Annotated in this window: 14 protein-coding genes; 6 read left to right on the top strand and 8 right to left on the bottom strand. The window is 66.5% G+C overall.

Going from position 1 to position 13712, the window contains the following annotated elements; translation table 11 throughout:
* Nucleotides 1–43: 43 nt before the first annotated feature.
* Nucleotides 44–331 carry a hypothetical protein gene (locus tag BM345_RS02875; RefSeq protein ID WP_093375387.1) on the bottom strand — a complete coding sequence of 96 codons (288 nt, stop codon included), beginning with the start codon at nucleotides 329–331 and terminating at the stop codon, nucleotides 44–46.
* Nucleotides 332–418: 87 nt separating this feature from the next.
* On the opposite strand from BM345_RS02875, the gene aroC reads away from it, so the two are divergent.
* Together aroC and BM345_RS02865 are read left to right on the top strand one after the other, a co-directional pair.
* Nucleotides 419–1537: a chorismate synthase gene (gene aroC / locus BM345_RS02870; protein WP_093375385.1), complete on the top strand. Its 1119-nt coding sequence runs from the start codon at nucleotides 419–421 to the stop codon at nucleotides 1535–1537.
* A 6-nt stretch (nucleotides 1538–1543) separates the two neighbouring features.
* Complete coding sequence (locus BM345_RS02865; RefSeq protein ID WP_093375383.1) at nucleotides 1544–2722, top strand: MFS transporter; 1179 nt, start codon at nucleotides 1544–1546, stop codon at nucleotides 2720–2722.
* A gap of 75 nt (nucleotides 2723–2797) precedes the next feature.
* On the opposite strand, the gene BM345_RS30725 is transcribed toward BM345_RS02865, so the two are convergent.
* Entirely contained in the window at nucleotides 2798–3652 is an 855-nt protein-coding gene (locus BM345_RS30725) for an AraC family transcriptional regulator (RefSeq protein WP_093375380.1), read from the bottom strand.
* Nucleotides 3653–3755: 103 nt separating this feature from the next.
* Here BM345_RS30725 and BM345_RS02855 point away from each other — a divergent pair, with 103 nt between their 5' ends.
* Complete coding sequence (locus tag BM345_RS02855; RefSeq protein ID WP_093375377.1) at nucleotides 3756–4025, top strand: hypothetical protein; 270 nt, start codon at nucleotides 3756–3758, stop codon at nucleotides 4023–4025.
* Nucleotides 4022–5467 (top strand): MFS transporter, encoded by a 1446-nt coding sequence (locus BM345_RS02850; protein WP_093375375.1) that lies wholly within the window; start codon nucleotides 4022–4024, stop codon nucleotides 5465–5467. The genes BM345_RS02855 and BM345_RS02850 overlap by 4 nt, the downstream gene beginning before the upstream one ends.
* 199 nt (nucleotides 5468–5666) lie before the next feature.
* Here BM345_RS02850 and BM345_RS02845 read toward each other — a convergent pair whose 3' ends face one another.
* The gene (locus tag BM345_RS02845) at nucleotides 5667–6608 is read right to left on the bottom strand and encodes a pseudouridine-5'-phosphate glycosidase (protein ID WP_093375372.1); all 942 of its coding nucleotides are present in this window, start codon (nucleotides 6606–6608) and stop codon (nucleotides 5667–5669) included.
* Nucleotides 6609–6718: 110 nt separating this feature from the next.
* On the opposite strand from BM345_RS02845, the gene BM345_RS02840 reads away from it, so the two are divergent.
* Both BM345_RS02840 and BM345_RS02835 read left to right on the top strand, forming a co-directional pair.
* A complete protein-coding gene (locus BM345_RS02840; protein ID WP_093375370.1) occupies nucleotides 6719–7177 on the top strand; it encodes a (2Fe-2S)-binding protein in 459 nt (152 codons plus the stop codon).
* Nucleotide 7178: 1 nt separating this feature from the next.
* The gene (locus BM345_RS02835) at nucleotides 7179–9485 is read left to right on the top strand and encodes a xanthine dehydrogenase family protein molybdopterin-binding subunit (protein WP_093375368.1); all 2307 of its coding nucleotides are present in this window, start codon (nucleotides 7179–7181) and stop codon (nucleotides 9483–9485) included.
* Between the two features lie 12 nt (nucleotides 9486–9497).
* Here BM345_RS02835 and BM345_RS02830 read toward each other — a convergent pair whose 3' ends face one another.
* From BM345_RS02830 to BM345_RS02810, 5 genes are all read right to left on the bottom strand, one after another.
* Complete coding sequence (locus BM345_RS02830) at nucleotides 9498–9992, bottom strand: C40 family peptidase (protein WP_093376192.1); 495 nt, start codon at nucleotides 9990–9992, stop codon at nucleotides 9498–9500.
* A gap of 62 nt (nucleotides 9993–10054) precedes the next feature.
* Nucleotides 10055–10828, bottom strand: coding sequence for an ABC transporter permease (locus BM345_RS02825; protein ID WP_093375366.1), 774 nt, complete (start codon nucleotides 10826–10828; stop codon nucleotides 10055–10057).
* Entirely contained in the window at nucleotides 10825–11679 is an 855-nt protein-coding gene (locus tag BM345_RS02820) for an ABC transporter ATP-binding protein (protein ID WP_093375363.1), read from the bottom strand. Before BM345_RS02820 ends, BM345_RS02825 begins: the two co-directional genes overlap by 4 nt.
* Nucleotides 11679–12713, bottom strand: a complete 1035-nt coding sequence (locus BM345_RS02815) for an ABC transporter substrate-binding protein (RefSeq protein ID WP_093375361.1) — start codon at nucleotides 12711–12713, stop codon at nucleotides 11679–11681. Before BM345_RS02815 ends, BM345_RS02820 begins: the two co-directional genes overlap by 1 nt.
* 161 nt (nucleotides 12714–12874) lie before the next feature.
* On the bottom strand, nucleotides 12875–13708 hold the full coding sequence (locus tag BM345_RS02810) for an SDR family NAD(P)-dependent oxidoreductase (RefSeq protein WP_093375359.1): 834 nt from the start codon (nucleotides 13706–13708) through the stop codon (nucleotides 12875–12877).
* Nucleotides 13709–13712 lie beyond the last annotated feature (4 nt).

Below are 13712 nucleotides of genomic sequence, written 5' to 3'. Positions count from 1 at the left end.
CCGGCAGCGCTCAGAATTGCGCTGCTGAAAGAAACGGAACGCCTCAGGCGAACTGCTTGAGCACGGGCGGGTGCGCCTTCACCATCAGCTCGGCCGCCAGGCTGAGGGGGTGCTGTGCAAGTCGATGCACCTCGTAGCTGCCGAGGTCCTGCCCGTCGAGGCTCACGCTCACCGAAGGGAAGTAGTGCCCCAGCGATTCGGCTGCGTCGTTGAGGCAGCGTTCCAGGGAATCGAGCCCATCCTCGCAGTGGCCGCTGCCCGTGTGGAAGGCCCGGACGATGTAGCTGTAGAAGGACGGGCCGTGGCGGTGGATTTCGAGGTGAGGTAGCACTTTGTGTTCCCTGTAACTGAATTTGAACCGTAAGCCGAGCGGCCCGGGGTGTCCATACCGCTTTCGGCAGACGCGATAATCGACGCCATGAGCGGCAATACCTTCGGAACTCTCTTCGCGGTCACCAATTTCGGGGAGTCCCACGGGCCGGCCATTGGCTGCGTCATCGACGGCTGCCCGCCCGGCATGGCGTTGTCCGAAGCCGACATCCAGCCCGACCTGGACCGCCGCCGCCCCGGCACCAGCCGCCACGTGACGCAGCGCAACGAGGCCGACCAGGTGCAGATCCTCTCGGGCGTGTACGAAGGCAAGACCACCGGCACGCCCATCGCCCTCGTCATCCAGAACACCGACCAGCGCAGCAAGGACTACGGCGCCATCGCCCAGCAGTTTCGCCCGGGCCATGCCGACTTCACCTACTGGAAGAAATACGGCATTCGCGACCCGCGCGGCGGCGGCCGCTCCTCGGCCCGCCTCACGGCGCCCATGGTGGCGGCCGGCGCGGTGGCCAAGAAGTGGCTGGCGCAGAAATACGGCGTGGTGTTCCGCGGCTGCATGACGCAGATCGGCGAGATCGAGATCCCCTTCGACAGCTGGGAGCACGTGTCCAACAACCCCTTCTACGCGCCCATCGCCGACGTGAGCCACATCGAGGCCTACATGGACGCGCTGCGCAAGGCCGGCGACTCCTGCGGCGCCCGGCTTCGCGTCACGGCCAGCGGCGTGCCGGTGGGGCTGGGCGAGCCGCTGTTCGACAAGCTCGACGCCGACATCGCCTTTGCCATGATGGGCATCAACGCCGTCAAGGGGGTGGAGATCGGGGCGGGCTTCGGCAGCGTCACGCAGCGCGGCACCACGCACGGCGACTCCATCACGCCCAACGGCTTCGCCTCCAACAACGCCGGCGGCGTGCTGGGCGGCATCAGCACCGGGCAGGACCTGGAAGTGGGCATCGCCATCAAGCCCACCAGCTCGATCATCAGCCCGCGCCAGTCCATCGACATCCACAACCAGCCGGTGGAAGTGATCACCAAGGGCCGCCACGACCCTTGCGTGGGCATCCGCGCCACGCCCATCGCCGAGGCCATGCTGGCCCTGGTGGTGATGGAGCATGCGCTGCGCCACCGTGCCCAGTGCGGTGACGTGGCCGATGCCGCGCCCGCCGAAGAGGCCGTTTCGCCCGCTCCCAAGGCCTCCTTCCTCTAAGCCGCGGTGGACGCCGGCAGGCAGCCCCGCCATCTGCTGGCCTTCGCCGCGCTGTCGGCGAGCTACTTCGCGCACATCGGTTTCTTCAACCCCTACCTGCCCCTGTGGCTCAAGGACCTGGGGCTGCCGATCTTCACCATCAGCCTGCTGGCCTCGGTACAGTCGGTGACGCGCGTGTTCGCGCCCTATGCCTGGGGCGCGCTGTCGGACCACACGGGCGAGCGCGTCAAGCTGCTGCGCTTCTCGGCCGCGGTGGCCACCATCGCTGCGCTGGGCCTGTTCTGGCACGGCGGTCCGCTGTGGCTGGCCTTCGTGCTGCTGCTGATGTTCACCCACACCAGCTCGATGATGTCGCTCACCGAGGCGGCCATGGCGCACCTGGTGGCCGGAGACTGGGGCCGCTACGGGCGCATCCGCCTGTGGGGCTCGGCAGGCTTCCTGGTGACGGTGTTCTTCGCGGGCGAATGGTTCGACCGCTTCGGCATGGGCCACTTCCCGGCCTGGGCAGTGGGCACGCTGTTCCTGGTGCTGCTGGCCACCCTGCGCCTGCCCGACCAGCGCGAGCCGACGGCCACGCACAGCGGCCCGCGCGAGCCGGTGGGGCCGGTGCTGCGGCAGCCGGCGGTACGCTGGTTCTTCGTTTCGCTGTTCTTCCACGTCACGGCGCATTTCTCCATCTACGGCTTCCTTTCGCTGTACCTGGATTCGCTGGGCTACGGCAAGGCCACCATCGGCCTGCTGTGGGGCCTGTCGGTGCTGGCCGAGATCGGCTGGTTCTTCGTGCAGGGGCGCTGGATGGGCCGGCTGGCGATGCCGCGCTGGCTGTGGCTGTGCGGCATCGCCGCGATCGCGCGCATGGCGATCACCGCGGGGCTGGGCGGCTGGTTCGCGGCCCTGGTGCTGGCGCAGCTGCTGCACGCGCTGAGCTTCGCCACCCACCACACCACCTGCATCGCGCTGGTGACGCGCCACTTCCCGGGCCGGTTGCGCGGGCGCGGGCAGGCCCTGTTCACCGTCATCGGCTATGGCTTCGGCGGCGTGCTGGGCGTGCTGGCGGGCGGCGCGCTCGCGCAGAACTTCGGCTATGTGCCGATGTATTGGGTCGCGACCGCGCTGGCGGCCATCGGCACGCTGTGCGCCTGGCGGGTGTTGCAGCTAGAGGCTGCGACGCAGGCAATTCCGTAAGCTCTTTAGGATTCTTGTGACGGGCGCCGGTCGCAAGCGTCTGTCTGGTCTGCGTCAGTTAACGAACGCCGCCAGCTACCGTCGGGTATCCTGGTCGTCGAGCGACAAGAACTTGCTCGGGGCCATTCCCACCAAGCGGGCGAACATCACCGAGAACGCGCTTGCGCTTGAGTATCCAAGCTCCATTGCGATGCGTGACATGGGCATGCGTTGCGCGGCCAGCGTGAGGGCGCGAGCCAGCATGACCTGCTGACGCCAACTGGCGAAGCTCGTACCGATCTCCTTGCGAAACAACCGCGCAATCGTGCTGGCACTGGCGCCGGATTCCCGTGCAAGCGAATCAAGCGACTGGTTGCGAGTTGGGTTGCCCAGGAACGACTCGCAAAACGAACGCAAACGTTTGTCCTGCGGCAACACGATGCCCATTGGCAGGATCTGTGACCTGCGCATCTCACTGAGCGTCAGCATGCACATGCTTCGATAGCGCTCGACATCGACCGAATTGGAATCCTCGGCCGCCAGTTGGTGGACCAGTTCCAGGAGCAATGGGCGCACCTCGATGACACGGCAGTTGCACCATGCAGGATCCAGAGTTGGTCGCGACATGGAAGGCCCCGCAATCCCTTGCGGTTGGTGCACATACACAGAGTGCAGATCGGCGTCCTCCAAAACTGTGGCTGCATGTTCTACGTCGGACGGAATCCACACGGCCCTTCTCGGCGGGAGCACGAACGCAGCGCCAGAAGTCATGACGCGAGTGACGCCTCGGCTGGAGAAAACAATCTGCGCCCAGTGATGCTGATGGGAAAGCACATGGGTATGAGCCCGCAGAAGCCTTGACTTCACTCGCACAGGGTACTGAGCGGTGGGCGCATAGGGCTGCGAGTCAAGCGGGGGAATGCTTTGATGGTGTGACCGAGGACGCGCCATAAATTCGATAGAAATTGAATTCTTACCGAAATTGAATCACACCGATCCTCAATAGAGTTCCCCGTATTCCTTACCCGTGCTATTTATTCCGAGGCAGGCTTCTATGGATGTGGACATTTCTGGCGTCGTGATCCCCGCTGCGGTAGTGGTGTTCTGCATGATCGGCGCTGCGAACCGAGATCCCAGAACATTGCAGATCGAGATCACGGCAAACCTCCTGCTCGACAAGCGGCACCGCCTGAAATATTCGCCCGGTTTCATCTACGAGGAAGTGGGCCTCTACACGCGAGGACCCGAATCACTGTGTGTCGATTTCGACCCATCCGCTTCGCATGAGGTTCCTGTCGGCAGCGATGCAACGGCAGGGGCATGAGAGCGACATCGCATGCGGAGACGTCTCAGGACAGACGCGCCGATCAGAAATCGGCTTCAATCAAACAAGCGGAAGATTCTGCACTGAGCAAAGAACACCGGCTAGTGATTCTTGTCCTCATGGTCGGCGTTTTTCTTCCCTTGCTTGATGCAACGGCCGTGAACATTGCACTCAGCGCAATGAGTACCAATCTCGCAGTTCCCTTGTCAACGATCCAGTGGGTATCAACCGCGTACATGCTTTCGGCGGCGGCCGTTGTTCCGTTGTCCGCTTGGGCCGCGAAACGGCTGGGCGGCAAGAGAACGTGGATTGCGGGTTTATTCACCTTCCTCATTGGGTCGACCTTGGCCGCGTTCGCCTGGAGCGCAGAAGCCCTGGTGGTCTTTCGAATCGTCCAGGGTATTGGCGCGGGATTTTTGATGCCGATCATGCAGACCGTACTTGTGAGGTCGGTTGGACAGCACAACGCTAAAGCCGCTTTGGCCTCGATGGCGGTGCCGTCAGTAATTGCCCCGATTCTTGGTCCTTTGGTGGGTGGCTTGGCGCTGCACTACGGCGGTTGGCGCTACATATTCCTGCTCAACATTCCGTTGTGTTTGCTCGGCATCTGCATGGCATTGCGCCACCTTCGAACGGACAATGAGTTCACAAAAGTGCGCTTTGATGCCATCGGCTTCTTGCTGTTGTGTCCAGGTATCGCGTTGACTATTTACGGCCTGTCCACACTAGGGGAAATTGCCCGTGGTGTCTCATCAATGGGCGTGATGCTGGGAGTCGCCGGCATGGTGCTGAGTGCGACGTTTGTTCTTTACGTCAAGAAGTGGGCGCCTCGCCCCTTGATCGATCTCAAAATGTTCAGCGTGCCATCGTTCAGGTCTTCCGCGTGGCTGCTGTTTCTTTCAAGCCTGGTCTTCTACGGTGGACTGCTAGCGTTGCCTTTGTACTTTCTGCAGAGTTGCGGGTTTGGAACGATCGAAACGAGCGCGCTGCTTGCCTTGCAAGGGATCGGCACGATGGCCTCCCGTCGCTACTTGGTGCCACTGTCCCAACGTTTGGGAACAAGCGGGCTGGCACTGGTTTCTATCGCGGCTTCGATCTTGGGAACGATCCCTTTCCTTTGGCCATCCGGCGCAGAGCATGTAGGCATGCTGGCTGCATCTGTACTGGTGCGGGGTGCCGGCCTCGGTATCCTGACGATTCTTGCTTTGTCGACTGCCTATCGTGATGTGGATCACTCACTTGTTGCGGATGCCAGCGCCGCCACGCGGATATTGACGAACCTTGGGGCCGCAGTCGGTACAGCCAGCGTGTTGGCAGTTCTCCAATACGGCATACGGACCGCCGCGGTGAGTTCCGACCAGACGGGATTCATTCTGGCATTCGGTTACTTGATGGTCATTTCGCTCGCCTGTGCGCTACCGGCTGCGAAGTTGAAAGCCTAGTGCGATACGAGTGTCCGCGAAGTCGGGGGCGATGCGCACCTTGTTCGCGATAGATGCATCCGCGGCCATCGGCCGGGGATGCGGGCGAAAGCAGGCTGAACGCCGAGGTCAAGGCTAGCTTGTGACGCCTGGCGCAACGCGACGTTCCTAGCTCCGACCACATGCACATACTGCGAGGGAGCGACACCGCCACAGCGGGTCAGGGCATGGACGGCAGCCGGGCCAGTGCCAGTGCAAGGCGCGCGCCCACCTGGGCGTTGTGCTTCACCAGGGCGATGTTGGCCTTCAGGCTGCGCCCGCCGCTGAGCTGCTTGATGCGCGCGAGGAGGAAGGGCGTCACCGCCTTGCCGCCGATGCCCTGCACGTCTGCGTCCTTCAAGGCCGCGTCGATCCAGCCATCCACTTCCGCCTTCTGCAGCGCATCCGCCTCGGGCACCGGCGTGCTCAGCAGCACGCCGCCTTCGAGGCCCAGCGACCACTGCGTGCGGATGAAGCGGGCCTGCTCCTTCGCATCGTCGAGCCGGTAGTCGGCGCGGTGTCCGGACTCGCGCACGAAGAAGGCGGCGAATTCGTCCTGCCCGCTGCTGAGCACCGGCACGCCGTGCGTCTCCAGGTATTCCAGCGTGAGCGCGATGTCCAGGATGGACTTGGCGCCGGCGCACACCACCGCCACCGGCGTGCGGGCCAGCTCCTGCAGGTCGGCCGAGATGTCGAAGCTCTGCGCGGCGCCGCGGTGCACGCCGCCGATGCCGCCGGTGACGAAGACCTCGATGCCCGCCAGGTGCGCGCAGATCATGGTGCCGGCCACCGTGGTCGCACCCAGCGCACCGCTGGAGAGGGCTGCCGGCAGGTCGCGCCGGCTGAGCTTGACGGCGGCCGGGCCGGCGCGTGCCAGGCGTTCCAGCTCGTCGTCGGACAGGCCGATGCGGATGCGCCCGTCCATCACCGCGATGGTGGCGGGCTCGGCGCCCTCGGCGCGGATCAGCGCTTCCACCTCGCGGGCGGTGTGCAGGTTCTCGGGAAAGGGCATGCCGTGGGCCACGATGGTGGACTCCAGGGCCACCAGCGGACGGCCGGCGGCGCGGGCCGCGCGCACCGGTTCGCTCCATTGCAGCCAGGCTTGGGCGGAGGGCAGGGTCATGCGCCATTGTTTCGCAAGCGGGGGCTTGTGCCGGCGTCTTCGCAGGAATAGATTGCGCCCACCTGCGCAGCACCCCACGCCCAAGACGCAGGCCGAAAGGAGAACGACACATGGCTTCACTGACGGTCAACGGCATGTCGCGCGACTTCAACGGCGACGGCAACATGCCGCTCCTCTGGTACATCCGCGACGAGCTGCAGATGACCGGCACCAAGTTCGGATGCGGCATGGCCTTGTGCGGTGCCTGCACCGTTCACCTGGACGGCGCCGCTGTGCGATCGTGCATGACGCCCATGAGCGCGGCGCTGGGCAAGCGGGTCACCACCATCGAGGGCCTGGACGCGCAGGGCCAGCATCCGCTGCAGGTGGCCTGGCGCGCGGTGGGCGTGCCGCAGTGCGGCTACTGCCAGTCGGGGCAGATCATGCAGGCGGCTTCGCTCCTGCAGAAAAACGCCAGGCCCAGCGACGCCGACATCGAGGCGGCCATGTCCGGCAACATCTGCCGCTGCGGCACCTACACCCGCATCAAGGCCGCGATCAAGCAGGCCGCCGGCGTGAAGGAGGCATGACATGAACCGCACAGAACTGCTCCAACAGCAGGCCAGCGGCCTGTCGCGCCGCAACTTCCTGGGTGGCGCCACCGGCGCCGTCGGCCTGGGCTTCACGCTGGGCGGCTTCGCGGACCGCGTGGAGGCGCAGACCGAGGCGCCAAAGTACGGCGCCTACGGCATGCCCAACGGGGTGGTGGAGAACCCGCTGGTCTTCGTGGCCATCGCGCCCGACGGCATCGTCACCGTCACCTGCCACCGGGCCGAGATGGGGCAGGGCGTCCGCACCGGCGTGCCCATGATCCTGGCCGACGAGTTGGAGGCCGACTGGGCCAAGGTACGCGTGGTGCAGGCCCAGGGCGACGAGGCGCGCTACGGCAACCAGGACACCGACGGCTCGCGCACCACCCGCCACTTCTTCATGCCCATGCGCCGCTGCGGCGCGGCCGCGCGGCAGATGCTCGAATCGGCCGCCGCCGCGAAGTGGGGCGTGCCGGCCAGCGAGGTGAGCGCGAAGAACCACCAGCTCATCCACAAGCCCACCGGCCGCGCCATCGGCTTTGGCGACGTGGCAGCCGATGCGGCGAAGATCCCGGTGCCCGCGACCGCCGACCTGCGGCTGAAGAAGCCGGCCGAGTTCCGCTACATCGGCAAGGGCAAGACGCCCATCGTCGACGGCTTCGACATGACCACCGGCAAAGCGCAGTACGGCATCGACGTGGTGATGCCCGACATGCTCTACGCCGTGGTGGCGCGCAGCCCCGTGTATGGCGGCACGCTGCGCGGCTTCGATGCCGCCGAGGCGATGAAGGTGCCGGGCGTGGTGAAGGTGGTCGAGATCAAGGGCTCTCCCGTGCCCAGCGCTTTCCAGCCGCTACCGGGCGTGGCCGTGATCGCCAGCAGCACCTGGGCCGCGATGAACGGCCGCAAGGCGCTCAAGCTCGACTGGGATGGCGGACCCAACGGCAGCTACGCATCGGACGCCTACCGCAAGGCCATGCTGGAGGCGGCCGGCAAGCCGGGCAAGGTGATCCGCACCAAGGGCGACGTGGACGGCGCGATGAAGAAGGCCGCCAAGACCCTCAAGGCCGACTACTACATCCCGCACCTGACGCAGGCGCCCATGGAGCCGCCCAGCGCCACCGCCCGCTTCAAGGACGGCAGCATGGAGGTGTGGGGCCCCTTCCAGAGCCCGCAGGCAGTGCGCAACGACATCAGCAAGCGCATGGAACTGCCGCCCGAGAAGGTCACGGTCAACGTCACGCTGCTGGGCGGCGGCTTCGGGCGCAAGAGCAAGGGCGACTATGCCACCGAGGCCGCGCTGCTGTCGCGCGAGACCGGCGGCAAGCCGGTGAAGGTGGTGTGGACGCGCGAGGACGACCTTCACCATTCCTTCTATCACACGGTATCGGTGGAACACCTCGAGGCCGGGCTCGATGCCAAGGGCAAGCCGGTGGCCTGGCTGCACCGCAGCGTGGGCCCGACGCTGCTGGCCATCTTCATGCCCGACCCCAAGACCGAGTCGCCCATCGAGCTGGGCATGGGCCTGACGAACGTGCCCTTCGCCGTGCCCAACCTGCGGGTGGAGAACCCCGAGGCCGCGGCGCACACGCGCATCGGCTGGTACCGCGCGGTGTCCAACATTCCGCATGCCTTCGCCATCCAGTCCTTCGTGGGCGAGATGGCGGTGGCCAGCGGGCGCGACCCCAAGGACTTCCTGCTGGAACTGCTGGGCCCGCCGCGCAAGATCGACCCGCGCGACGTCAACGACACCTGGAACCACGGCGAAGACCCGGCGGCCTACCCCATCGACGTGGGCCGCCTGCGCCGCGTGACTGAGCGCGCGGCCAAGGAGTCGGGCTGGGGCAAGCCCCTGGGCAAGGGGCGCGGGCGCGGCATCGCGGCGCACTACAGCTTCACCACCTACGTGGCCTCGGTGGTCGAGGTGCAGGTGGATGACAAGGGCGAGCTGAAGATCCCGCGCATCGACATCGCCATCGACTGCGGCGGCATCGTCAATCCCGAGCGGGTGCGCTCGCAGATGGAAGGCGCCTGCGCCATGGGCGTGGGCAATGCGCTGTCGGGCGAGATCACCTTCAAGGACGGGCGGGTGGAGCAGGACAACTTCCACCAGTTCGAGGTGCTGCGCATGAACTCGGCGCCGCAACGCATCTTCGTGCACCTCATCGACGGCAGCTACGACGCACCGCTGGGCGGGGTGGGCGAGCCGGGGGTGCCGCCCATCGCGCCGGCGCTGTGCAATGCCATCCACGCGGCCACCGGCAAGCGCATCCGCAGCCTGCCGATCCGCGACCAGCTCAAGACCTGAGCGAAGGGGCGGTCAGGGCCGGCGTACCGACAGCGGCTGGCGCGACCAGTAGGCGCCGGCCAGCGTGTCCATGCGCACCGTGCCGCCGCTGGAGGGCGCGTGCACGAAGCGGCCTTCGCCCACGTAGATGCCGGCATGCGATGGCCGGCCGCCGCCGAAGAGCACCAGGTCGCCGGTGCGCAGCTGGCTGCGGTCCACCGTCTCGCCGAAGCCCGAGAGCTGCGCCACCGTGCGCGGCGGCGCCAGGCCGGCGCGGCTGCGGTACACGTAGCCGATGAGCCCGCTGCAGTCGAAGCCGCCGTCGGGCGTGTTGCCGCCGTAACGGTAGGGCGTGCCCACCAGGCCCAGGGCGTGGATGGCGATGTCCTCGGCCTGCTCGTTGCTTAGCGTGGCGTGGCCCGTGCTGGGCGCCGTGCCGGCCGGTGGCCGGGGCGGCGCGCTTCCGCAGGCGGCCAGCAGCAGCACGGTGCCAAGGAGGAGGGGAGCAGCGGAGGTGCGAAGCGTCAGGTGCAAGGCGGGTCGCGAAGAAGCCGGGATGCTATGAACTTTATAGCAGCCCGGCCTTTCGCTCAAGCGCCCTGCGAGCCGCGGTGGGCCCAGGCCGTGGTGTGCTTCTCGATTGCCGAGAAAAGTTCGTACATCAGCATCGCCATCGCGCCCACCACCATCAGCCCGGCGAAGGCCAGGCCCATCTGCATGGCCGAGCCGGCGGAGATCAGCAGGTAGCCGATGCCTTCGTTGGCGGCCGTCATCTCCGACACCGTGGTGCCGACGAAGGCCAGGGTGATCGCCACCTTGAGCGAGCCGTAGAAGTAGGGCATGGAGCGTGGCAGGCCGATCTTCATCAGCACGTCCATGCGCTTGGCGCCCAGCACCCGCAGCACGTCTTCCAGCTCCGGCTCCAGCGTGGCCAGGCCGGTGGCGATGTTCACCATGATCGGGAAGAAGCTGATGAGGAAGGCCGTGAGGATGGCCGGCCCCGCACCGATGCCGAACCACACCACCAGGATCGGCACGAAGGCCGCCTTGGGCAGCGCGTTGAAGGCCGTCATCAGCGGATAGATGGCCGCGTACGCGAGGCGCGAGCTGCCGATCACGAAGCCCAGCAGCACCCCCACCACGATGGCCAGGCCGAAGCCGGCCATCGTCACCCAGAAAGTGCGCCAGGCATGGCCGGCGATGACGGTCTTGAACTCCCAGAACTGGGTCCAGATGCGCCAGGGGCTGGGGAAGATGAACTCCGACACCTCGAAGGCCGAGCACACGATCTGCCACAGCACGATCACCGCCACCAGCAGCAGCCAGGGCGACCAGCGTTCGATCTGCTTCTTGTCGTACTTCATTGCGGGATCACCGGTGCAGTGGAAGTGGCGCCGCCGCTGCGGATGGCGCCGATGTGGCCGCGCAGCTCGTGCACGATGTCGGAGAACTCCTTGGTGTAGGTCAGCTCCAGCTCGCGCGGGCGCGGCAGCTCGATGTCGCGGCGCACCACGAAGCGGCCCGGGCTCTTGCTCATCACGTACACCGTGTCGGCCAGGAAGACCGACTCGCGCAGGTCATGCGTCACCAGGATCACGTTGAAGCGCTGCTCGGTCCACAGGTCGCGCAGGATGCACCACAGCTCCTCGCGGGTGAAGGCGTCGAGCGCGCCGAAGGGTTCGTCCAGCAGCAGCATCTTGGGCTCGTGGATGAGCGCGCGGCAGATGCTCGCGCGCTGCTGCATGCCGCCCGAGAGCTGCCAGGGGAACTTGTCCTCGTAGCCGCCCAGGCCGACCTTCTGCAGGAGGCGCCGGGCGCGTTCCTCGTATTCCTTGCGCTTTCGCTTGAAGCTGGAGCGGTAGGGCTCCACGATCTCCAGCGGCAGGAGCACGTTGTCGACCGTGGTGCGCCAGGGCAGCAGCGAAGGCGCCTGGAAGGCCATGCCCGAGATCTTCAGCGGGCCGGTCACCGGCTGGCCGTCGATCATGATCCTGCCCATCGAGGGCATCTTCAGCCCCGTGGTGAGCTTCATGAAGGTGGACTTGCCGCAGCCCGAAGGCCCGACGATGGCGATGAACTCGCCCTGCCGAACCTTCAGGTCGATGGCCTCCACCGCGAAGTGGTTGGCCCGCCGCAGCTCCTCGTTGTAGGCGAGCCAGACGTCCTGGAAATCGACGAAGGGGGCGGCGGTGTTGTCCGCGACGGCCGCGCCCATTACTTCTTCAGGATGTTCAGTTCGGCCGTGGGCGGCAGCATGGCCGAGGTCCACACCGCATCGGGGTTCACGCGCGACTTGGTGTTGAACGCGTCCGACACCTGCGAGGCCATCAGCGACAGGCGGCCGGGGTTCACCACGCCGAAGCCTTCGGCGCGAGCGTCGGGGCTGTTGATGACGGTGTCGATGGCCAGCTTGAGGCGGCGCGTCTCCAGCGCGGTGTCGATGATGCCGTCGCGGGCCTTCACCGACTCGATGCCCTGCGCCGGGTTGGCGATGACTTCCTTGGCGCCCTTGGAGAAGGCCGACAGGAAGGCCTTGACCACTTCCGGCTTTTCCTTGATGAGCTTGGGCGAGGCGATGATGACGTTGCCGTACAGCTTCACGCCGTAGTCGGGGTAGGGCAGCACCACGATGTCGCCGGCCTTGGCGCCGCGCGCCTCCAGGTTCAGCAGCGAGGTGAAGGTGAAGCCGGTGATGGCGTCGATGTCGCCGCGCATCAGCATGGTCTCGCGCAGCGTGGGGTCCATCGCGGTCCAGTTCACGTTGCCGATGTTGTTGGCCTTGGCGAAGATGGGGAAGGCGCGGCGGCCGGCGTCGAACACCGGGGCGCCCAGCTTCTTGCCGGCGAGGTCGGACGGCTTGGTGATGCCGCTCTTCTTGAGCGCCATGACCGAGGCCGGCGTGTTGTTGTAGACCATCATCACGGCCACCGGCTTGTTGGGCGCGTCAGGGTTGTTGGCGTGGAACTCCATCAGCGCGGCCAGGTCGGCGAAGCCCATGTCGTAGGCGCCCGAGGCCACCCGCGTCACCGTGCCGCCCGAACCGTTGCCGGCGTCGATGGCCACGTCCAGGCCGGCGGCCTTGAAGTAGCCCTTGGCAGCGGGGTGCAGGAACAGCGCCGCCGGGCCTTCGAAGCGCCAGTCCAGCTGGAACTTGATCGGCGTCGTCGATTGGGCGTGGGCGACGCCGCCCAGGCCGAAGGACAGGGCGGAGGCCGCGAGGAAGGACTGCAGCAGCTGGCGCTTGTTCATTGTTCGTGACTTCATTAAAAATTGGTCACGAATTCAAGCAATAAGGGTGCCCGCACGCCATTGGTGCGAATCCTTAGGTGATTCCCGAAAAGGTGCGTGCGACGGCCGATTTCGCCCGAGCGTTGGGCGAGTCTGATGGCTTCAGGCACCAGATTGATGCGCTATTGGCTCGCCGTCAGCCCACCATCGATGTAGAGCACCTGCCCCGTGACGAAGGCGGCCGCCGGTGCGCAGAAGAACACGGCGGCGCCGGCCACGTCCTGCGGATCGGCGACGCGGCCCAGCGGGATGCGCTCGGTCACCTGCTTCGCGGTCACGGGGTCGGCCAGCCAATGCCGCGCCATCTCCGTGCGCACCACGGTCGGCGCGATGCCGTTCACCCGGATGCCGTGCAGCGCCAGTTCACTCGCGTGCTGGCGGATCAGCATGGCCAGCGCCCCCTTGCTGCTGGCGTAGGCCGAGTAGCCGCGCCCCCGCAGGCCCAACTGAGCGCGCACCGACAGCAGGTGAACCTGCGCGCCGCCGCGCCCTCCGGCGATCTGCTGCCGCGCCGCGGCCTGCGCCAGGAACATGGCGGCCTTGAGGTTGACCTGCAGGACTTCGTCGAAGGCTTCCTCGGTCACCTCCAGCAGCGACTCCTCGCGCTGGATGCCGGTGCAGTTGAGCAGCAGGTCGAGCTGGCCGCCGAAATGCCCGGCCGCGGTTTCCACCGAGGCGCGGATGCCGTCCACCGAATGCGCGTCCATCGCCAGGCCCAGAGCCTCATGGCCAGCGTCCCGCAGCCGCTCGGCCAAGGCATGTGCCTTCGCCGCGTCGCGCCCGGACACCGCCACCCTGGCGCCGGCCAGCGCCAACGCCCAGGCGATCGCCTCGCCGATGCCGCCGTAGCCGCCCGGCACGTAGGCCACCTTGCCCTGCAGGCTGAACAGGCCTGACAGGGCCTGGCCGAAGTCGATGCGCGGCGTGATCGCGGAGTCATCATGGTCTTGGTTCAAGGCA

The sequence above is a fragment of the Variovorax sp. OV329 genome, assembly GCF_900114785.1.
Taxonomy (GTDB): domain Bacteria; phylum Pseudomonadota; class Gammaproteobacteria; order Burkholderiales; family Burkholderiaceae_C; genus Variovorax.
This window is presented reverse-complemented; position numbering and strand designations above follow the sequence as displayed.